Origin of the sequence: Virgibacillus sp. AGTR (genome assembly GCF_016919725.2) — a bacterium.
Lineage (GTDB): Bacteria > Bacillota > Bacilli > Bacillales > Amphibacillaceae > Virgibacillus > Virgibacillus salarius.
Genome location: NZ_JAJERH010000016.1, coordinates 23,114 through 45,592, shown reverse-complemented (window position 1 = coordinate 45,592; position 22,479 = coordinate 23,114). Strand labels below are relative to the sequence as shown.

Annotated in this window: 20 protein-coding genes; 4 read left to right on the top strand and 16 right to left on the bottom strand. The window is 36.5% G+C overall.

Features of this window, described 5'->3' with window-relative positions:
* Window positions 1–15 precede the first annotated feature (15 nt).
* Window positions 16–1,128 (bottom strand): MDR/zinc-dependent alcohol dehydrogenase-like family protein, encoded by a 1,113-nt coding sequence (locus JUJ52_RS08475; RefSeq protein ID WP_026682980.1) that lies wholly within the window; start codon window positions 1,126–1,128, stop codon window positions 16–18.
* 270 nt (window positions 1,129–1,398) lie between these two features.
* On the opposite strand from JUJ52_RS08475, the gene JUJ52_RS08470 reads away from it, so the two are divergent.
* Window positions 1,399–2,178, top strand: a complete 780-nt coding sequence (locus JUJ52_RS08470) for a DeoR/GlpR family DNA-binding transcription regulator (RefSeq protein WP_121605738.1) — start codon at window positions 1,399–1,401, stop codon at window positions 2,176–2,178.
* A gap of 173 nt (window positions 2,179–2,351) precedes the next feature.
* Window positions 2,352–3,140 carry an HAD family hydrolase gene (locus JUJ52_RS08465; RefSeq protein WP_121605739.1) on the top strand — a complete coding sequence of 263 codons (789 nt, stop codon included), beginning with the start codon at window positions 2,352–2,354 and terminating at the stop codon, window positions 3,138–3,140.
* 69 nt (window positions 3,141–3,209) lie between these two features.
* On the opposite strand, the gene JUJ52_RS08460 is transcribed toward JUJ52_RS08465, so the two are convergent.
* Both JUJ52_RS08460 and JUJ52_RS08455 read right to left on the bottom strand, forming a co-directional pair.
* Complete coding sequence (locus tag JUJ52_RS08460; RefSeq protein WP_026680077.1) at window positions 3,210–3,737, bottom strand: chromate transporter; 528 nt, start codon at window positions 3,735–3,737, stop codon at window positions 3,210–3,212.
* Entirely contained in the window at window positions 3,734–4,318 is a 585-nt protein-coding gene (locus JUJ52_RS08455; protein ID WP_205388854.1) for a chromate transporter, read from the bottom strand. The genes JUJ52_RS08460 and JUJ52_RS08455 overlap by 4 nt, the downstream gene beginning before the upstream one ends.
* A gap of 323 nt (window positions 4,319–4,641) precedes the next feature.
* Here JUJ52_RS08455 and JUJ52_RS08450 point away from each other — a divergent pair, with 323 nt between their 5' ends.
* Window positions 4,642–5,091: an Lrp/AsnC family transcriptional regulator gene (locus tag JUJ52_RS08450; protein WP_026680079.1), complete on the top strand. Its 450-nt coding sequence runs from the start codon at window positions 4,642–4,644 to the stop codon at window positions 5,089–5,091.
* 49 nt (window positions 5,092–5,140) lie between these two features.
* On the opposite strand, the gene JUJ52_RS08445 is transcribed toward JUJ52_RS08450, so the two are convergent.
* The 13 genes from JUJ52_RS08445 to JUJ52_RS08385 form a co-directional block, all read right to left on the bottom strand.
* Window positions 5,141–6,565, bottom strand: coding sequence for an SLC13 family permease (locus JUJ52_RS08445; RefSeq protein ID WP_205388855.1), 1,425 nt, complete (start codon window positions 6,563–6,565; stop codon window positions 5,141–5,143).
* Window positions 6,566–8,056: a tripartite tricarboxylate transporter permease gene (locus JUJ52_RS08440; protein WP_121605741.1), complete on the bottom strand. Its 1,491-nt coding sequence runs from the start codon at window positions 8,054–8,056 to the stop codon at window positions 6,566–6,568.
* 12 nt (window positions 8,057–8,068) lie between these two features.
* Window positions 8,069–8,527, bottom strand: coding sequence for a tripartite tricarboxylate transporter TctB family protein (locus JUJ52_RS08435; RefSeq protein WP_205388856.1), 459 nt, complete (start codon window positions 8,525–8,527; stop codon window positions 8,069–8,071).
* Between the two features lie 170 nt (window positions 8,528–8,697).
* Complete coding sequence (locus JUJ52_RS08430) at window positions 8,698–9,702, bottom strand: tripartite tricarboxylate transporter substrate binding protein (protein ID WP_205388857.1); 1,005 nt, start codon at window positions 9,700–9,702, stop codon at window positions 8,698–8,700.
* A 442-nt stretch (window positions 9,703–10,144) separates the two neighbouring features.
* Window positions 10,145–10,810, bottom strand: coding sequence for a response regulator (locus JUJ52_RS08425; protein ID WP_205388858.1), 666 nt, complete (start codon window positions 10,808–10,810; stop codon window positions 10,145–10,147).
* Window positions 10,811–10,825: 15 nt separating this feature from the next.
* Window positions 10,826–12,412: an ATP-binding protein gene (locus JUJ52_RS08420; RefSeq protein WP_121605743.1), complete on the bottom strand. Its 1,587-nt coding sequence runs from the start codon at window positions 12,410–12,412 to the stop codon at window positions 10,826–10,828.
* Between the two features lie 474 nt (window positions 12,413–12,886).
* Window positions 12,887–13,837: a threonine ammonia-lyase gene (locus JUJ52_RS08415; protein WP_121605744.1), complete on the bottom strand. Its 951-nt coding sequence runs from the start codon at window positions 13,835–13,837 to the stop codon at window positions 12,887–12,889.
* 147 nt (window positions 13,838–13,984) lie between these two features.
* A complete protein-coding gene (gene dhaM / locus JUJ52_RS08410; protein WP_026680087.1) occupies window positions 13,985–14,365 on the bottom strand; it encodes a dihydroxyacetone kinase phosphoryl donor subunit DhaM in 381 nt (126 codons plus the stop codon).
* The gene (gene dhaL / locus JUJ52_RS08405; RefSeq protein ID WP_121605745.1) at window positions 14,365–14,988 is read right to left on the bottom strand and encodes a dihydroxyacetone kinase subunit DhaL; all 624 of its coding nucleotides are present in this window, start codon (window positions 14,986–14,988) and stop codon (window positions 14,365–14,367) included. The genes dhaM and dhaL overlap by 1 nt, the downstream gene beginning before the upstream one ends.
* A 12-nt stretch (window positions 14,989–15,000) precedes the next feature.
* Window positions 15,001–15,996 carry a dihydroxyacetone kinase subunit DhaK gene (gene dhaK, locus JUJ52_RS08400; protein ID WP_166530518.1) on the bottom strand — a complete coding sequence of 332 codons (996 nt, stop codon included), beginning with the start codon at window positions 15,994–15,996 and terminating at the stop codon, window positions 15,001–15,003.
* A gap of 143 nt (window positions 15,997–16,139) precedes the next feature.
* Window positions 16,140–17,633 carry a glycerol kinase GlpK gene (gene glpK / locus JUJ52_RS08395; protein WP_121605747.1) on the bottom strand — a complete coding sequence of 498 codons (1,494 nt, stop codon included), beginning with the start codon at window positions 17,631–17,633 and terminating at the stop codon, window positions 16,140–16,142.
* A gap of 12 nt (window positions 17,634–17,645) precedes the next feature.
* Window positions 17,646–18,476: an MIP/aquaporin family protein gene (locus JUJ52_RS08390; RefSeq protein WP_026680091.1), complete on the bottom strand. Its 831-nt coding sequence runs from the start codon at window positions 18,474–18,476 to the stop codon at window positions 17,646–17,648.
* Between the two features lie 587 nt (window positions 18,477–19,063).
* Window positions 19,064–21,427, bottom strand: coding sequence for a penicillin acylase family protein (locus JUJ52_RS08385; RefSeq protein WP_121605949.1), 2,364 nt, complete (start codon window positions 21,425–21,427; stop codon window positions 19,064–19,066).
* Window positions 21,428–21,658: 231 nt separating this feature from the next.
* On the opposite strand from JUJ52_RS08385, the gene JUJ52_RS08380 reads away from it, so the two are divergent.
* The gene (locus JUJ52_RS08380) at window positions 21,659–22,468 is read left to right on the top strand and encodes a MurR/RpiR family transcriptional regulator (protein WP_026680093.1); all 810 of its coding nucleotides are present in this window, start codon (window positions 21,659–21,661) and stop codon (window positions 22,466–22,468) included.
* The last annotated feature ends 11 nt before the right edge of the window (window positions 22,469–22,479 follow it).

Here is a 22,479-nt window from a genome sequence, read left to right as displayed (position 1 = left end):
TTGTATTAGACATCGTTATGGCTGTAAAATAATTTTTAACGACTTATCGCCTTTTTTCATTAATTCAAAGCCCTTTTCAAAGTCTTCTAGTGGTAGTTGATGTGTAACAACCCCCGCTGTTGGAAAGTCTCCGTTGGAAATACCTTCTATCACTAAAGGGTAACAGTATGGGCCGAGGTGAGAACCTAATAAATCAAGCTCTTTCCGATCACTTATAATGCTCCAATCCACGGAAACCGGCTCGCCAAACACACTAAATTCCACAAATCGCCCAAGTTTTCGAATAGCATGCAGACCTTGTTCCACTGATTTCGGATGACCTGTTGCTTCAATATAAATATCACAGCCATATCCATCGGTCATATCTTTAATTTCCTTTACAACATCTGTTTTACTTGGATTCAAAACAATATCTGCACCAAACTGCTTCGCTAATTTCAAACGGTCTTCTTTCATATCCAATACGACTAATTTTTTGGGTCCAGCTTTTTTAATTGCACCAACCATTCCTAACCCCAAAGTTCCTGCACCAGAAAGTACAACAATATCACCTAATTGCACTTGAGCGCGTTGTACAGCGTGAAGACTACAAGCATACGGTTCAATTAAGATAGCATCTTCAATCGGCAAATCTTCAGGTACTTTGTAATTAATAGCTTCTTTTGTAAACTTCATATATTCAGCCATGCCACCGTTTACATTATTTTGGAAACCATATAAATCATGCTTTTCACACATCCAATACTGACCGCGGTTACAAAAGCGGCATTCCCAACAAGGAACAATTTGTTCGGAAATCACTCGATCACCAACTTCGAAATCAGTAACTGCTTCCCCCTTTTGCACGATGCGACCAATAAACTCATGACCTGGAATCATTGGAGCTTTTATATAGGCGGGCTGTGTTTCATCTCCCCAGAAACTCGGAGCACCTTCATAAGCCTTAATATCACCAGCACAAATACCACATGCTTCTACTTTAATGATTATTTCCTTTTCATTTTCTAACTTCGGTGATTTAACCTTTTCCTCAAGTTTATAATTTTTCGGGCTATATGCTACAATCGCTTTCATATGTTCAGGAATTTCTTGTTGTTTACTAACATTTTTTTCTAATGCCTTTTCCATACTCCCATCTCCCTTTCAATTCGTATCCGTAAAGCATTATTTTCGTAGAAATGAATCACGAATTTTTTTGAAATCGTTTTCAATTTCTATTTATATATTATCATTCATTTTCGTATTGTCAATATTATTTTTGATTTTTTTCAATTTTACTTATTTAAATAAGTATTTTTTATTAATTAACATAAAACGAAAATATATATGGTTAGATATTGATAAATACCGATAAATGAAATAAGATTAAGGATAGAATATATATAAGGGTGAAACTTCATGAAAATGTTTGCTAGTGAACGAAGGAGTAAGATTATTGATCTTCTTCATGAGAGAAAGCGGATTACTGTTAAAGAAATCGCTTCCCAGATTGGGGTATCCGAAGCTACATTGCGAGCTGATCTAAATAAAATGGAGCATGAGGGGCTTTTAACAAGAACTCATGGTGGGGCAGTGCTTAATGAAGATAAAGAAAACGATAATAGCTTCAACGTAAGACAAAAGAAGAATAAAGAAGAAAAAATCCAAATTTCTAAAAAAGCAATTGAACTCATTGAAGAAAAACAATGTATCTTACTCGATGCAAGTTCCACGGCATTAGAGTTGGCTCGCTTATTAAATTCGGCATCACTACGCTTAACCGTTGTTACGAGTGGACTGCAAACAGCAATTGAATTAAAGGATAATCCAGATATTACTGTAATATTAATTGGTGGTGTCGTAACTAAAAAATCAACTTCAATTGAAGGCACATTAGGAATTGATATTCTGGATTACGTAAATATTGATATTATGTTTACATCTGCAAATGGATTTTCCTTCGAAAATGGTTTAGAGGATTTTAACTTATATGAAGTACAAATTAAAAAGGAGATTGTGAAACGAGCCTCAAAAGTAATTGCTTTAGTTGACTCCTCCAAAATCGGTAAATCTTCCAGTGCGGTATTTGCCAAATTTGAACAGATTGATCGATTAATTACAGATCAGCCAATCGAGTCACCATTTTTAAACAAGTTAAACGAATATCGTATAGATACCATTATTACGAATGAAACATAAGAGGTGGGATTAAAAAACTCACTTCTTTTTTCTAATATCAATAAACAGATTTTTTAAATTTTAATAGATAATACTATTAGATAACCTTCCCACTTTCAACGGAATTGACAAATGGCTTTCGTATTTGAATAATAGGTAGCATAAGGTTGAATATGCAAACAAAGGAGAAGTCCATGAACTATAAAATTCTATTCCTCGATATCGACGGTACTATATTAAAACCAGACCATACATACTCACCTTCTACAAAAGAGGCAATCGTCCAAGTACAACAGCAAGGAATACTTGTTTTCCTTTGTACAGGAAGGCCCCTTCACGAAGTAAACGACTTAGCTCATGACCTGGGAATTGATGCATACATTGGCTATAATGGTGCCTATGCCGCATATCAAGATAAGCCACTTGTCAATGAACCTATGAAACAGCATACATTAGAAAGTTTTCTGTTACTTGCAAGCAAGCATCATCATGAACTCGTTTGCTATACAAGTGAAAAAAACTATTTTACAACTTTATTTAATTCAATTACGAAAGATTTTGCAGAAGTTTTTCAGTTAAAGCAAAACGAAAGGCTATCAGATCATGTACTTGATCAGATACTTGGCGCTTCAATTATGAACGTCAGTCCAGACCAAATAAAATTGTATGAGGCAATGGAAGAAGGTATTCATTTATCTAAGGTAAATGTAGAGGGAGTCGAAAACTGTTATGATATCATTCGCAAACAAGTGAATAAAGGAGAAGCAGTTAAGGGAGTCCTAGAGCATCTACAAATAAAAAAAGAACAGGCTATCGCATTTGGAGATGGTATGAATGATAAAGAAATGCTACAAGCTGTAGGAGAGGGTTTTATTATGGAGAACGGTGATCCTAATCTTCTACCATTTGCAAAACACCAAACCACATCCGTACAGAATTCTGGTATCTTCAATGGGCTGAAACAGTTAGGTCTAGTGAAGTGAATGAAAAAAAGGGAAGCCAGGTCATTAAAATATCCTTTACAAAGGGTACACATCTGCTTGCCCTCTTTTTTATAAGAAAAATCCACCGTAAATAAGCGCACCTATGATGACAAATGCTGGATGTACTTTCATACGCTCCAGTAATAAATAACTTACAAGCATCAATATAACTGTTTGCCATAAACCGATACCTTCATAAGATTCACTAAAAAAGCGCCATGCCATTACACCTAGTAAGATACCGATAACTGGTCGAATGTAGAGCGTCATTCGCTTTACTTTCGGTGAATTCTTATATTTATACAGTATACTTAACAATACAATAATTAATAGTAGGGACGGTGCTACCGTAGCAAAAACACCTATTGCAGCCCCTGGGATTCCCGCGACATCATAGCCAATATAGCCGGCCATTTTTGTAGCTATTGGTCCGGGTAGTGCATTTCCTAATGCAAGAACTTCACTGAACTCCTGAACATTCATCCATCCATAACGAGTAACTACTTCATTTTCTATAAGCGGTATCGAGGCTGGTCCTCCTCCATACCCCAGTATTCCCGGTATGAAAAACGCAAGAAATATTTCCCAATAGATCATGACGGATCACCTTCCCTACCGGTGATGTTTTCTTCTGTATTTGGCGCTTTATCCTTCTTTACGAGTGCTAGGATTAATAAAGCCGCTATAATAAGTCCTGGGTGTATATGTAGAACTTGCAATAAAACGAAGACAATTAACAGTACTAGTCCTGTTTGTAGCCACCCCATTCCTTTTCCTGCTTTATGAATAAATTGCCATGTTAACGTTGCTAGCATGACTCCAACTATTGGTATGACTGTAGCCGTCATCCCCTGAACCCAATCGTACTCTTTTATGGAGGATAAGGATGAAAGAAGTAAAATCATCAGAAAAATGGTAGGTAATATTGTTGCTAATACCGCATTAATCATTCCCAAAACCCCTGATACCCGGTAACCAATATAACCGGCAAGCTTTGTAGCTATTGGGCCCGGTAGTGTATTTCCCAATGCAAGTAAATCACCAAATTCCTCATCATTCATCCACTTAAAATTATCTACCACTTCTTTATGGACAAGTGGTATAGAACTTGGTCCACCACCATATCCTAAAATTCCAACTCGAAAAAATGCTATAAAGATATTCCAATGATTCCTCATGGCTCACGTACCTTTTCGATAATGTAGCTTACACTAAATATTCATCCCACGTCTCAAGAAGTGGGCTTGCCCGTTCGGAAAATCTGTATTTTCTTACTCTTACACCAATTTAAATTCTATACTAATAAACAAATATTTAGCTGTCAACAATTTATTATGTCAAAAACAAATAAAAATAATGATAAAACCTTACAAAATAAAATCAAAGCATAAAAAATCTTACCATTTGTATTTATCAAATGTTTGAGTATTACATTGTTTTTCTCAGGAAAGTTATCTGTTAAACTATATTTAGCTTTAAATAAATCGTAGGAGCAGAAACGATGAAACTGGATAACATTGATGTAAAATTGTTAGAGGAACTTGCTGAAGATGGCCGATTATCTTATGTTGAATTAGCTGATAAAGTTGGACTATCGCGTGTGGCTGTTAAGGATCGAATTCAAAATTTAAAGGAAAAAGGCGTTATTGAAAAGTTTACAGTTGTCATTAACTCAGAGAAATTCGGAAAGCAAGTATCCGCTTTTTTTGAAGTAGATGTGGAACCAAAACAGCTTCAACGAGTTGCTCAAAATTTAGCTGATCACCCTCAGGTAGCAAGTATTTATCAAATGACAGGACCCAGTACACTACATATGCATGTACTTGTAGAAAACTTTCAAAATCTTGAAGTATTCATTAACGAAGAACTATATTCTGTTGAGGGAATAACTCGAGTAGAAAGCTCAATTATCCTAAAGCGATTTAAAAGTAGAACTGGGTTTAAATTGTAGTCACACCTAATAAAGGTGATGTCCTTTATGAAATCACCTTTATTTCGTATTACCAAAAATATAGTGCTGCCAAGATCGCAGTGATAAAAAATACGGTACTAGAAAATAATCCAATAAACACTTGCTCTTTCCTAGAGTACGCAAGCGTTTGACTCGCCAAATAGGTCGTAGTTGTATGAATAGGTAAAATAATCATACTACCGACAATCATAATAATTAAAAGTGCTAAGGGAACAGGAGGAAGTCCAACCTGGTGAGAATAAGACATAACAACTGGAAAAATAACAATAATTGCCGATGATGGTACGATAAAAAAGAAGCGTAATATGAACACCATTATTGCAATAATACTAACACTTAATACTACTCCTGCTCCTTCAGGTACGATTTTCATTAATAGTTGCGCTAATTGAGATGCAGTTCCATTAGTTTCAAGGACAGAACCTAATGAAAAAGAAGCTCCCAGCAACAAAAAATTCTCCCAGTCAAGCTTACGTATATCACTATTTGTTACTAAGTCAATTTTCGGAATGGCGTAAAAAACAACTAAGAGCATAGGTGGCAATAATAAAGGTACTTGCTGGGGATCAGTAACGACCCACGTCAATACCATTACGAAAAAGCTTATACTAACTATCCACATTTGCTTCGAAGGCTCTCCTTGATCTTCCTTCAATATACTAGAAGTAGAACTGGGTACGTTAGAATAGCTAATTTTACGGGATTGCCTCGAAATATAGTTATAAACAAAAAGAAGGGTCAAAATGGAGCCAATCCATATTGGAGGGGCCATAAGTAAAAACCAGTCTAACCATCCTAAATCAGCAATTTGATAATCCCTTAAGAGTTGAGAAGCCAAAATCGGAAATCCCCCACCAGTATAAACAATCATTGTTGCATGCTGGTTTATCATTCCAATAACATGAATGCCATATTTACGAAATGGACTTTGCTCTCCTAGAGCAAAATAGTCATTTAATCGATCTATCAAAGGTAATAGCATTTTGAAACGTGCTACAGCTGATGGAAGCAGCACAGGTAGCAGTAAACTAAATAGAGGCAGACCGATAATAATAAATTTCGGTCCCCCTTTACTCATTTTCAACAAAAATCGAGCCACTATGCCATCAACACCCGCCTTAATAAGCACCTGACTGATAATTGATAACATAAAAATAAAGTAAATCGCTGGTGATAAAAATCCTACTACTGCCTCTTCCATACTATCAGCTAACTGAAAAACCATCAATAATGCAATAATTAATATACTACCAGCTCCAGTAGGAATTGGATCCGCCACCCATAAGTAAACCGCTATTCCTAGTACAAACAATGTACGAAGTTGTTCAGCTGTGAAGTGTGTAGCCATCGCGTCTTTTACAAGCAATAGTACTAAACAACATATTACCAGTACAAAAGACAGCCAGTATATTTTCTTATAGCTTTTATAGTAAACACTTCTGATGATTCGCATTTATGCTCTCTTGCTCCTTCTTATTTGTTGAATCAAAGGAAAAGCAAGAGACAATAATGCAATAATTAGTAGTGTTAAAGCTAATGGGTCTTGTACAAAGATCATCAAACTTCCATTTGATATGGTCAATGACTGTCTAAACGCCTGTTCCATCATCCCTCCTAGGATAAATGCTAAAATTAATGGCGGAGCTGGAAACGAAAATAGTCGCATAAAAAAGCCAATTACACCAAATAAGAGAAGCATGTATAAATCAAACGTATTAAAACTAATCGCATAAACCCCAATAATGCTAAACATAATGACTAATGAAATAAGCAATGGACGGGGAATTTTTAATATTTTCGCTATGTAAGGGATTAGCGGTAAATTAAGAATTAGTAGAAATACATTCCCTATATACATGCTAGCGATAATCCCCCAGAAAATCTCAGGTCTATCGGTCATTAATAATGGACCAGGCTGAACGCCTAACACAAGAAAAGCGCCCAACATAACAGCTGTTGTTCCGGATCCTGGTATACCTAAGCTTAGTAATGGAACAAAAGCACCACTAGTCGCAGCATTATTAGCAGTTTCCGGTGCAGCAAGTCCTTTTACTGAGCCTTTTCCAAACGCTTCAGGACTTTTGGCAATTCTTTTTTCAGTAATATAAGCTATAAATGAGGCAATAGTTGCTCCTGCCCCTGGAAGTACTCCAAGTAAAAAACCTAAGATGGATTGACGTGACATTGGACCACGCATTTCCTTAAACTCCTGCTTGGTTATCTTTAAACTACCTAATTTATGAGCATTATCCATTGATAAATCTTTACGATTTATAATTAATGTACAAACCTCTGCTAATGCAAATAAACCTAAAGCAATTACCAGGAAGTCTAAGCCCTCCAACAAATTCACATTTCCAAACGTAAATCGTTGTGTTCCCGTCTGGGCATCGATGCCAATTGTGACCACCATAAATCCAATAACAGCTGAGATTAAAGCCTTAATCGTTGACCCTTCGGATAAGCTTGTTATTAAGGTTAATCCCATAAACATTAAAGCAAAATAAGCAGGTGGACCAAAGGAGACTGCAACACTTGATAGTATCGGTGCTAAAAGCATTAATAAAATGACACTTACAGTACCTCCAACAAAAGATGACGTAGCAGCTATAGCAAGTGCTTTGCCTGCCTTTCCCTGTTGTGCCATCGGATAACCATCAAATGCTGTTGCGACCGTTCCAGAGATCCCAGGTGCATTTAATAATATGGAAGATGTAGATCCACCAAAAACGGCACCGTAGTAAACACCTGCCATCATCACTAATGCAACGGTTGGTTCCATTCCAAACGTCACTGGTATCATGACAGCAATAGCACTGATTGGTCCCAGCCCTGGTAACATACCGATGAATGTACCAACAAAAACACCAATTAAAACGAAAAGTAACCCTTGCATACTAAATGCAACCTGAAAGCCAGTTATAATTCCTTCAATAGAATCCATACGGAACCTCCTCTAAAACGGTAATAATCCTTGGGGTAAACTTATTTGCAAAAATTTTGTAAACGTTATATACATAAAAATTGGAAAAATAAGAGCAACCACCCCATTTGTAAGATGTTTTTTATATCCTAAGAACCATGAACAAAAATAGATAAACAGTGTTGTAGTTATAATAAATCCTAAGAATTCCAATAGTGTAATATAAAGCAAAATAAATAAGAATACAGCAATTAATGTACCAATATCTTTCAAAGGAATATTTCTACGCGATCGCTGTTCTTCTGTTTCTGAATCCTTAGCAAAAAATAAACAAATCGATAAAAAAACTAGCAAATAACCCAATCCTTTTGGAACAACATCCGCATCAACAGGTGTGTATGGATAAGCAGGTAGTTGATATGCCATTACTAAATAAGCTACTGCTATAATTAGTAGAATAATGCTGATACGTTGATTTAATGCTTTAAACATGCCTTCACCACCTATAATTTAAAATACCTTATTGCTAAAACCTAATTTAGACGCTACGCTTTATTAATTTGTGTGAATGATATACGCCAACTGTAAGGAAACATATATAATTATTCATTATTGTAAAGATAGAAGCCAATGACCTTAGCCATTGACTTCTAGGAAATGGTCTATTTCGATAGACCTAATTCATCTAGTAAAGACTGAATCTCTTCTTTCTGTTCATCTAAAAATGCCTTATATGATTTGCTGTCCATATACATTTCATCCCAACCATATTGCTCTCTGATATCTGCAAAAGCCTGTGAATCACTTAATTCTTTAAATTTTTCTTCATAATATTTCACAGCTGCATCGTCCATATCCGGAGGTCCAAAAAATCCACGCCAGTTTACAAAGGTTGCATCAATCCCCTGTTCATTAGCGGTTGGAAAATCTTCTATAACTTCACCCTCTAATCTCTCCTCAGAAGACACTCCTAATACCTTTATTTTCCCAGCCTTTACTTGTTCTACTGTTTCTGCCACTCCAGTTGAGTAAACGTCTGCACTTCCATTTAGCACTTGCGTCAGTCCCCCACCTTCTTGGTCAGATACATACTTAATTTTTGTCACATCAACCCCTGCAGCCTTTGCAATCTGTATGAACTGGATATGATCCATACTCCCCGGTGAAGAGGCACCAACAACTGTAATACTAGCAGGATCTTTCTTCATATCCTCAAATAAATCATTAAGATTATCCCATTTTGCATCTGCTGACACCGCAAATGCAGCGTAGTCTGCTATCATATTAGCAAGTGGTGTAAAATCCTCGTGTCCATATTCCGACTGCCCATTTAACGGAATTAAAACAATTGGAGGTGAGGATACAAATAAATTATATGAACTTTTTTGTTTGCCTGCGATATACGCCCAACCTACCGCACCTCCACCACCTGGTTTATTTACAACCCCAATGTCCTGATCAATCAATCCTTCTTCTGTGAATACTTTAGCAGCCATGCGTGCTGTAGTATCCCAGCCTCCACCAGCTCCTGCTGGTGCTATAATTTCAATGGGTTTCTCAGGTGTCCAATCTCCTGATGAGCCAGTTGCCTTTTCATCTTTACCGGAACATGCTGTTACTGTAAGTATGATCACAAGAAACCCGATAAGCGTAATCCACCGTTTCACTCCTCATTCCTCCCTGTTTTAAATCATTGTTTGCTTTCTACTATTTACTCTAATAAAATCCCTTCTTTATGTAACCGTTTACAAAATAAGATGCAATAAGAATTTTTTGTCTATTTTGAGCATTTTGTTCACGGGAATAGGAGATTAACTTCTATGTATTGTTTATTCATCTTTTATCAGCTGTTTATCGAAAAGATGACAAAAATTCCCTCTTCGATACAGACAAGCATAATAACGGAGAGGGAATTTATCAACTGCTGAATGGTGGCTATTTCAAAATGAGTGGCAAGCCTTCTCAGGCGTATACATATGGGGATTGCTTCCATCATACTTCCAGCAGTGTTATACAACTAACATGTTACACTATATGATTAGTTCATTCTTTGTGCATTGCTGCTTCCTTAGATTATCAATTATCGGAGCCTAGCCTTCATCATAATTCCTACTTTAAATGATATCTTCGCTCTGGTCTTCCTACGATACCATACTCTAATTCAGCCGTAACCTTATTAATGGATATTAAATACTCCAAATATCTCCTTGCTGTTGTTCGTGAGGCGCCAACTTTAGAACCCATTTCCTCAGCAGTAATACCAGTATTTACTTGATGTAATATTCCTTCAACCTTTTCAAGCGTTAATGGGTCTATTCCTTTTGGTGTTGGTTCTCTAGTACTTAGCTTCTGTCCAAAATAATCATCTAAAAATGACTGATCTACCTCATTTTTTGCTGCTAATTGTTGTTTCATATTTTTATAGCGTTTGATAGTTTCTATAAACCGTTCCATTTTAACTGGTTTAATGATATAGTCAAAGATTCCATTGCGTATGACATTACCAACAATCTTTGTCTCCGTTGCTGCAGATATCATAATAAAATCAATGTTAGGATTACGATGACGAATTTCTAGCATAATATCACTACCTAACATATCAGGCATATAAATATCTAGTAATATTAAATCAGTTGCAGTTTTGCTAACCATATCCAGTGTTTGCTCTCCGTTTAACGCTTTTCCAACAACCTCTATACCTGAGATTGTCTCTAAAAACTTTTCATGAATATTTGCAATTCGATAATCGTCCTCTGCAATAATGACACGTATCATTCCATCCCCCCTCTGCTAATCACTTTTTGTCTGTTTAGGAATAAAAACAGAAAACACTGCTCCTTTGTGTTTTTGATTATGTACTTCAACAGTTCCCTGAAGTTCTTCTACTGTATCCTTAACAATAGCTAATCCATAACCGCGATCCTTCATTCCTTTTGTAGAATAGCCTTGTTGAAAAATTTGCTGAACCTCCATATCATTGATGCCTTCGCCACTATCGGCAATTTCAAATACAATATCTTGACCTATATCAGTTGCAAAAATTACAACCTCTTTAACATTTTGTTGTTCAACTGCTTCCATAGCATTATCAATTAAGTTACCAACAATTGTAATTAATTTTGCCATATCCATTTGCTTCGGCAATGGCTGTAAGTAGCTATTCGGATCAATTGTAAGCGCAATCTTTTTTTCTGACGCCTTTCCTATTTTTCCTAACAAGATAGCTTGGACGGTTTGATCTTTTATTTGATCAAGCAAAATTTTATTTTGATCCGCATGTATCTTTGATTCTTTTTGAATTAACTCAATAGCCTCTTTATAATGTTGTAATTGCAATAACCCTGAAAGCACATATAGTTTATTGGTGTACTCATGTGTTTGGGCACGTAAATCTTCGGAATACTGCCTAACTTCGGACAATGTATTTATCATTTCATTTAGCTCTGTTTTATCCCTAAAGCTTGATACTACGCCTACTACTTGTTCATTTTCTATGATTGGCTTACGGTTAACAATAACCTGTCGATTATTTAAAGCTATTTCTTCATCTTTTATTACGTTTCCCGATTGAAGTACATCGTACATTTTTGTATTTGGAAAAACATCCTCTATTTTTTGATTCGCTTTGTTATTATTAATTCCTAAAATTCTTTGCGCAGACTCATTCATTAAATTAATTCTACCAGTTTGATCAATTGCAATAATCCCCTCCTTTATCGAAGAGAGGATGGCATTCCGATCACGATAAAGAGTTGCTATCTCATATGGTTCCAGACCAAACGTATCCTTTCTAATATTTCTTGCTAATAAGACCCCACCAACGATACCAGCCAACAATACCAATAACGATACTCCACCTAGTTTTAATAATTTATTGAAAACAATCGACTTAATATCTTCAACCATAAACCCAACAGAAACGATCCCAATTATGTCACCATCTTTATTAAAAATAGGCGCTTTTCCACGTAACGAATAGCCTAGGCTTCCTACAGCTTTTGATGTATAATATTCACCATGTTTTAATGCTCTATCATTATCTCCCCCAACCATATGTTTTCCGATTTTCTTTGTATCAGGATGAGCTACACGTATACTATCCTTATTTCCTACTACAATAAATTCTGCACCAATGTATTCTCGAACCTCCTCAGCAATTGGTTGAATCGTTTTTTCTGGATGTGCCTCATCAAAAGCACTCCTTACCGAAGGCATATGAGAAAATGTAATAGCTACATTTAAAGCTCTTTCCCCTATTTGTTTTTCAATATCTTGCGATTCAAAATAAGCATTTATCCCAGTCAGTAGTATAGTTATACAAATAATTAATCCACAGATTAGGACAAGTATCTTTGTTTGTAATGAAACACGAAGCATATCTCCCCTCCTTAAACACAGAACACAACGGAATGAATGGGATAGTACTATTAGCTGCCTTTAGGAAGAGCATAAATAATTGCAAATAATAAAAGTGAAACTTCAATCAGTTGGGGGTTTTTGTTTAGCCCCACGGATGGTTAGTACCACTAAGGGTATGACCTAAAGGCCCTCGAACCAATCGGACATTTATTGCAGTCGCCCCCACTCATTCCAGAACGGTTCACTTTATTGCCGGAGTGGGGACTTACTGCAAAATTATATGCGGAATCAATCGAAGTGGTAGAGAAACGTAATTTTTATATTAACAGACGGTACAAATAATTAAAAATATCAAATTATTGTAACATAAAAGAATGGATAGATTTATTAATTTATGGAGGAATTGGATAATAGATTAAAAACATCCATCGATCCTTTTACGACGAAGAAATCGATGGATAAATAGATTTTTATCTATACATATATAGGTGACTACTGGACAATGAATGCATTCAACAGCTGGATGTCAACATTCCCTCCAGATAATACACAGACCACATTTTTATCATAGACACCAAGTTTATCAAACATAGCTGCTGCAACCGTTACAGCACTAGAAGGCTCGATCAACTGCTTCATACGCTGTAAAACAAAGGTCATCGCCTGTTTAATTTGTACTTCACTTACAAGAACAATATCATCTATAAATCGCTTCACAATGGGGAAGGTAAGGGTTCCTGGGTGCGTTGTACGTAAGCCATCCGCTATTGTTATCGTTGGTGGTATACTCGTTATTTTTCCTTCCTGTAAGGAAATAAAAGTATCTTTAGCAGTTTCAGGCTCCACTCCAATAACTTTAATCGATGGCTTCGTTTCTTTAATAGCAGTTAGTATCCCGGAAATTAATCCACCACCACCAATTGGTACTACGACAACGTCAACATGATCTATTTGTTCTAATATCTCTAATCCAACTGTACCTTGGCCAGCAATGATTAATGGATCATCATAAGGAGGAATAATCATACCATTATTTTCTTTTGCGACTTCCACTGCACGTGGAAGCCGTTCAGAGGAAGTCATTCCACATTTTTCAATTTTCCCCTTATATGAACGAATTGCATTTACCTTACTTTCATTAGCATCCTCAGGAACGACAATCGTAGCTGGTATTCCTAACTGATTTGCAATATAGGCTACTGCCTGGCCGTGATTTCCTGATGATGCTGCCGTAACAAATGATGACCCTTCTTGAGCCGCACGTTTAACCTTGTTCGTGGCACCTCTAATCTTAAAAGACCCTGTTTGTTGTAGGTGCTCAGCTTTAAAAAACATTTGATTCTTACAGATAGAAGATAGCTGTGTAGATTCTAAAATGGGCGTATTATTTATTGTATCTGTAATAGTTTCTCTCGCATTGTAAATATCATTTACCGTAATCATATAAATCCTCCCATCATGCCTTGTACTTTCAAGTATAACAGACAGCATAGCAATAGTTTCCTCTACTTTGCTGATAATCCAAGTTATATACTAACACCAGATTGAAAAAACCCTTTACGGAGTATTTCAAACCGTAAAGGGTTTTTTCTATTTATGTTCGAAAGCTTGTATTACCGAGTCGTATACATCTTCTAAATTTTTGCCCATACCAGCTTCTACTGCTGCTACATAAGCACCTTCTACAATAGGAGCTTCTACTAACTTTATCGCTTTAAGATCTGTCATTTCGATTGCCATTTCAGCGTTCATCTTTGCACTACCTAAATCATAAAATAACAACACACCATTACCTTGATTAGCTTGCTCAATGGCAGCATTAATCTTTTCTATACTTGTTCCAATCTCTAAATCCTCTGTACCTCCAGCTGTTTCAATTGGTACGTCCTTTATTACTTGTCGGATAAGCTCCTTTGCTCCTTCAGCGATTTTTGAGCTATGGGAAATAAGTACAATACCTACATAAGCCATTACTTAGATGCTCCTTTCCATACTTCAGCCAATGCTTCAAAAATATAGTATGATGACACAGCTCCTGGATCCAAATGTCCAATCGACTTTTCTTTAAAATAGGAGGCCCGTCCTTTTGTGGCCATCATATCTTTTACTTTTTCTAAAGCATTGCTTGCAGTCTGTAAAATGGAAGAATGATCGACTTCCTCATTTGTCTGAAATAAATCAGCAATGGGGGACCATACATCAACCATTGTTTTCTCTCCCTCTGTTGCTTTACCACGTTGCTTTAATCCACTAACAGCTTCATTTAATCCTATTGCAAACTGCTTCTGATTAATAATTTGTTCACCCTTTAAAGCATTCGTTAATTTCAAGAAGACTGTTGCAAATAAAGGACCAGATGCACCACCTACCTTTGACATGATGGTCATCGCTACATCCTTTAAAACGTCAGATACCTCTTGATAATCCTCTTCATCCAACTTAGTTACCACAGCTTGAAATCCTCTAGCCATATTAATTCCATGGTCACCATCGCCAATAGGTTGATCCAGTGTAGTTAAGTAATCTTTATTCATTTGTATTTTTTCATTTGCAAGTTTTATCCATTTTATAGTACGTGATACATCCAATTCCATATTAAATCCCTCCTAGCTGCGAAAAGCGGGTGCTTCTGATCCAGCATCTAATAATGTCTTTAGTTCATCATCTAATTTCAATAAAGTTATGGAAATACCAGCCATCTCCAATGATGTCATATATTCTCCGACAAATGTTCGATATACATGAATGCCATTATCATGAAGTATTCCCTGAACTTTCTCGTTTACTATATACAATTCCATTTCTGGAGTAGCTCCTAAACCATTAATCATTACAGCAATATTATTTCCTTTTGATATTTCGATATCTTCGAGAATTCTATTTGTTAATTCTGTTGCAATTTCATCAGCAGAAGTAATTGGCTTCCTCTCAATTCCCGGTTCTCCATGAATTCCGATCCCAATCTCCATCTCATCCTCTTTCAATGTAAAGCTTGGCTTTCCAGCAGCTGGTACTGTACATGAGGTGAGTGCCATTCCCATCGAGCGTACATTTGCTACAACCTTGTCCGCTACTTGCTTGATTTCCTTCAGTGATCCACCGCTTTCTGCCTTAGCTCCAGCTATTTTGTGAACCAATACTGTCCCAGCTATCCCTCTTCGACCAGTAGTGAAGGAGCTATCTTCAACTGCAACATCGTCATTAACAATTACCTTTTCGACTTGGATACCTTCAGCTTCAGCCATTTCTGCAGCCATTTCAAAGTTTAATACATCACCCGTATAGTTTTTAATGATTAAAAAAACCCCTTCACCTCCATCTACAGCTTTTATCGCTTCGAGCACTTGATCTGGAGTTGGTGAAGTAAATACTTCACCAGCAACTGCTGCATCAAGCATACCTTTTCCAACATATCCTGCATGAGCAGGCTCATGTCCACTACCACCACCACTTACTAATCCTACTTTACCTTTAATTGGCGCTTCCTTTCTTGCTAACACTAACGTATTAGGTATTAACCTAACTTTCTCAGGGTAAGCAGCAATATACCCATTCACCATATCTTGAACAACTTGATCTGGATCGTTAATAATTTTTTTCATTTTACTACCCCTTTCATCTTCTTATTATAAAAATACCCTGTTTATAGCCTAATCACACAAATAAATACTATTTCTTAGAAATTTTTTATAAAAAAGGGCCATTCTTATCCTTAGATAGTCATGACCCCTTTCTTGCTAAAGCTTTATTTAAATGCTCGAGTTGCTTCAACAGCTTTCTTCCAGCCGCCATATAGAGCTTTACGCTTCTCTTCCTCCATATTATCCGTAAATGTTTTCTCTATATTCCACTGTTTTGCAATTTCATCCTTATCCTTCCAGTAACCAACGGCTAACCCAGCTAGATATGCAGATCCTAAAGCAGTTGTTTCTTGAACAACTGGTCTCTCTACAGGGACACCGATGATGTCACTTTGAAATTGCATTAAGAAATTATTTTTGACTGCACCACCGTCCACACGTAATGTCTTTAGATCTATTTTTGAATCCGCAATCATTGCATTTAAAACATCTTTTGTTTGATATGCTAATGATTCTAGTGTAGCCCGGATAAAGTGACCCTTTGTTGTACCACGGGTAAGTCCAAATACAGCACCTCTTGCCTCACTATCCCAATACGGTGTGCCTAAACCGACAAACGCAGGTACCATGTATACACCATCTGTGCCCTCTACTTTTGTTGCATAGCTCTCACTTTCTGGAGCAGTTTCTATTAATCTTAAGCCATCTCGTAACCATTGGATAGCAGAGCCTGCTACGAAAATACTTCCTTCTAATGCATATTCAACTTTACCATCGACTCCCCATGCGAGTGTTGTTAATAATCCATGCTCAGAGGCAACTCCTTCTTCACCTGTATTCATTAACATAAAACATCCAGTACCATAAGTATTTTTCGCCATACCCTTCTCAAAGCAAGCTTGCCCAAATAACGCTGCTTGTTGGTCCCCAGCAATACCGGCAATTGGTACTTCTTCTCCAAAGAAATGATAAGAAACCGTATGAGCATAAACCTCTGAGGATTGTTTTACTTCTGGTAGCATGCTTTTCGGAATAGTTAGTATATCTAATAACTCGTCATCCCATTTTAAATCGTAAATATTAAACATTAATGTTCGAGAAGCATTGGAATAATCAGTAATATGCGTTTTACCACCAGACAGACGGTATACTAGCCAACTATCTATTGTGCCAAACATTAAGTCACCGTTGTCTGCTTTTTCTCTTGCACCTTCCACATTATCCAAAATCCATTTAACCTTCGTACCAGAGAAATAAGGGTCAAGCAGCAATCCTGTCTTCTCTCTAAATAGTTCATTGTAGCCAGCTTCTCTTAGCTCTTTACAAATAGCCTCCGTTTGTCTAGACTGCCAGACAATCGCTTTGTATACTGGTTTCCCCGTATTTCTATCCCATACTACCGTTGTTTCCCGTTGATTTGTAATACCAATACCAGCAATTTGATTTGGTTCTAGATCAGCCTTGCGTAATACCTCTGCAATACAAGCTAGAACGGAGGTCCAAATTTCATTGGCATCATGTTCAACCCAACCAGGCTGTGGAAAGAATTGTTCAAACTCTTTTTGCGCTGTCTGGACAATTTCTCCTTTGTGGTTAAAAATAATCGCTCGAGAACTTGTAGTACCTTGATCAATAGATAAAATAAATTGGTTATTCATCATCCATTCCTCCTATATAGCTTTATTTTCCATTTTATCAGCAAGCGTTTCCTTTTTCTTTAATTCCGCACTAACTGCACCTATTATGATGACAGCCATCATTACACTCATAATCCAAAAACCAGTCGAGAAACTACCTGTGAAGAAAGCATTGTAGAATAACGCACCATAAATTCCACCGATAATTGGGCCAAGCACTGGAATCCAGGAATATCCCCAGTCAGATCCACCTTTGCCTGGTATAGGAAGTAAAGCGTGTGCAATTCTTGGACCTAAATCACGCGCAGGATTAATTGCATATCCAGTTGCTCCACCAAGCGACATACCGATAGCAATAATTAAAGCGCCAACAATAATAGGGTTTAAGCCTTCTGTGAATTCGTTTGCACCTATAAATAAAAGTCCCATTACAAGAACAAAAGTACCAACAATTTCACTTAACAAGTTAGAAAAAGGACTACGTATGGCAGGGTCAGTAGCAAAAACACCTAACTTAGCACCTTGATCTTTTGTTTCTTTCCAATGTGGTAAATAATTTAAAAATACAATTACTGCTCCAATAATTGCTCCAATCATCTGTGCCGTTATATACAAAGGAACCTTGGACCATGGAAATTCGCCAATCGCAGCAAATCCTAATGTAACTGCTGGGTTAATATGTGCTCCGGAAAAGTTACCAACTGCGTATACCCCCATTGCTACAGCAAGTCCCCAGCCGATCGTAATGACTACCCAGCCAGCACCTTCAGCTTTGGTTTGTTTTAGAACAACGCCTCCAACAACACCGCCACCAAAGATAATTAATATCATTGTTCCAATAAGTTCTGCTAAAAATTCAGACATGTATAACACCCCTTATTCTATTATTCTATAAGTTAATCATGGAAAACCGAAGATTTGGCCAACTGATGCTGATTCAACCTCTCCCATCAAAATAACTAGCAATTCATCAATAGCTAAACCACATGGTATGCAGATTGAGAAATAAAAGAAAGCAATTGACACGAAAAGATCCACACTTTAATAGACATACTTTCCCCAAGGAAGTTGCAATTAAAGTGTGGATCTCCTATTCTCCGCCACATAATTAACTTGTAGTTTTATTCTACTTTAGTATGGAAACGCTGTCAACAACATTTTAAAATTGTCTCTGAATATACTGTGGTTTCTCCAGTTAACCAATTCATGGTAATATTACCCATTTACCATATAGCTTTATCCCGTATACAACTGGCAGTGAAGGTCCAGTTGGTTCTAGGGCCTTTAAATCATACCCTTGTGGTACTAACAATCAGTGAGGGATCATCACCTCTCCACTGATTGAAGTTTCACTTTATTGCGTTTACATTTTATCGTATTGATCACAGTAATTCTTATTTATTTCCCGGGTAATAAATTTGTCCTATTTTATCGAATTATGTTTATAAAACTCAGTCATTTTTGACCGACTGCAGTATTAGTGTTTTACCTTTTACATCATCTAACTGCGTTTTGTGATAATTTCCTGTCACCCAGTCATCCACCTGATCATGATACCAATCGCTTTTGAAATGTCCAGATTGTCCAGGGCCAACAATATGATACCCGGATTTCGGGGATGCCATATCGATGACAAATCTCCATGATGCTCCATGATCAACTAGGCCGTTTTCTTCATAACTAGCTGCCATTGGAGTTACTGCACTTCCATCCACAGGGACAGGATCTTGATTATTAAAGAAAAATTCTAAGACGGGATGAATTCCTGATAATGGATGAACAAATTGTACTTGATGATAATCTCCCCACTGCCAATTTTTCATATCACTTCCATAATCCTCATTTAATTTTTTCAACGTTTTACGTAAGGATTCTTGTAATAAACGCTCCATTCCACCTTGTTCATCAATCCAAAAAGTAGACTCACCATGTAAAGCTTTTCTAAGCAATTGATCAGTCGTTTGGCCACGTGAGCCAAACAAATCCATCATTTCTTCAGGAATATCCTGATAAATGATTGCTTCGATTTTATCCATCCAATAATGAAATAGTAGCGGTTGTGCGGCAGTAGAATCATCCTGATAATCCCAATTACGAAGTATTTCTAAAGCTTTTTCCTCTTGCGTAGTTAATTCTAATTGGTTTAAAGCCTCTAAAAAAAGAGGTAAAAATTCTTTTGCTTGCAAATTCATATCATCCATTTGCAGCCCTTTCATATCTTCCACTGTCAGTGAATGACTAGCATCTAGTACTTCTGCAATTCGTTCATAACGATAAGGTTGTGCCCACACATTACTAATATGATACGGATAGTCATCTGTAGTTATTTTATTATTAGCTGTTGCTATATAGCCCTTTTTGGGGTTGATCATAATTGGAAGCTCATCAAATGGAATATAGCCCTTCCATTCATAAGATTCCTTCCATCCAGGTAGAGGTAATAAAGCATCATTGCCATTCTGATAAATTGGTATATTACCATTTGCTTTATAAGCTATTGTTCCATCCGTTGAGGCAAACACAAAATTCTGAGCTGGAACAAGAAATTTTTCTAAGCCCTGTTCAAAGGATTTCCAATCATTTGCACGGTTTATTTCAAGGATTGCTTCTAATTCTGTCGTAGGCTCTAAAGCAGTCCATTTTAATGATAATACGTTATCTTTTCCACTATCTTTAGCAAACTCTGAAACTACTGGACCATGCCTTGTTTCAATTACTTGATAATCGATCGTTTCACCATCTTTTACTTTAATTGGTTCATCAATAATTTTAGCTTGCTCCCATTCCTCCTCATATAAAAATTCTGTAGTATCTTCAGGGTTTCTTTTTTCAAGATATAGTTGTTGGACATCTGGACCTGTATTAGTAACCCCCCATGCAATCTGATCGTTATGACCTAATATGATACCGGGTACACCAGCAAAAATGACGCCACTAACATTCTGACTTTCCGTTTCTAAATGCATTTGCAACCAAATAGACGGTGTTGCTAATCCTAAATGAGGATCATCAGCTAATAATGGTAATCCTGATTCTGTTTTTTCACCGCTTACAACCCAATTATTACTACCATTAAACGCATGAGGTATAATTGCATTCTCGAAACTATCGATAACAGAAACAGGTTGTTCATTCATAATAACTGGTTTTCCAGATGGATAGCTTGGAAATAATTCATATGCTTCTTCTTTATTATAATTCTGTAATAAATAATAATTAAACGCTTGCCGCTCCCAATGTCCTCCTAAGTCAAAAGCCATATATTTACCTATTGTAAGTGAATCTATCGGCGTCCATTTTTCCGGTTTAAAGCCCATTAATGTAAATTCAATAGGCAAACTGTTCGTTTCTATCGCTTCTGTCAAATACGCGTTGACCCCAGCAGCAAATGCATCAAGTACCTGCTTGGCCTCAGTACTATATACATCATAAGACTTAGTAGCTGCTCTTCGCAGACCTAAAGTACGAAAATATTTATCATGATCTATTGCTGACTCTCCAGCTACTTCACTTAATGTACCAGATGCTTGTCTTCTCGACATCTCCATTTGGAATAAACGATGCTGTGCTTGTACATAACCCTGTGCCATGTATAAATCATGCTCATTAGCAGCTTGAATATGCGGAACTCCGTTATCATCCGTACGTACAAGAACATCCTTTTTCAGCATTGGCAACTCAATCTTCCCCTCCACCAGAGCCAATGACCGATTTATGTATGCGTTTACAAACAAAAATAAAAATATACTCACTATTAATAGCACACTAAAACTAAATAAGACAATTTTCTTCTTATTTCTTTTTTTTCTTTTCATTGGTTGTTCTTTAGGTATTCTTTCTTCCACTATTAACCACCTTCCTTTATGTAATACTATTCGCCAAGCATGGATTATTATCCTCTCTCCAAATAATTACAGCCACTCTTTTTACGGGAGGAATATCGAAAAACACCTTTCCCAAGCATTGTTATATTTTCATTTATTTATTTCTTCTATATAATAAAATTAGTATATATTAGAAGTGGGGAAAAATGCTGGAGGTAGAAAATGAGGTCAATTTTAGATGAAATTCAACTAAAGTACCAAACACTAAGTAAAACAGAAAAGAAAATAGCTGATTATATAATACACCATAGTGAAACATTATTAAATATACATATACAGGAATTAGCCGATAGAATCAATGTGTCCATCGCTACTATTACCCGTTTTTGTAAAAAAATAGGTGCAACTAGCTTTGTTGAATTTAAAATCTTACTTAGAGACGCCGTAGAGGAAACTTTAGAAACTCATAATGCGGTTGAGAAAGTAGATCAAATTTATCACTCCGTCATTAAATCTACAAACTCTCTTACATCTATACAGAAGTATGAAACGGCTTGTGATTGGATTGTTTCTTCAAAAGCTATCCATATCTATGGACTAGGGAGCTCAGGATTATCAGCACAGGAATTAAAGCTTCGGCTGGCGAGAATGGGTTTTACAGTAGATACACACACGGACTCACATGATATGATTATTAATGCTTCTATTCTTACAAGTGAGGATCTAGTCATTGCGATTTCCAGTTCAGGAAAAACGCAGGAAGTTATTGATGGTGTAAAGCTCGCCCAAAAAAACAATGCAAAAATTATAGCTGTTACAAATTTTTCCAAAACAAAATTAGCAAACAGTTCCGACCTTATATTATATACTTCAAACTTAAAAACATATCAGGAAATTGGTTTTATGAATAGCCAACTATCCATTCTACTCTCATTAGATATATTAAGCATGCTACTTCTCTTACATAAAGAAGATGCACAAGAAAAACATGACTTAACATTACATGCCTTAAATGAGTATAAAAAAATATAGGGCCGGTGATT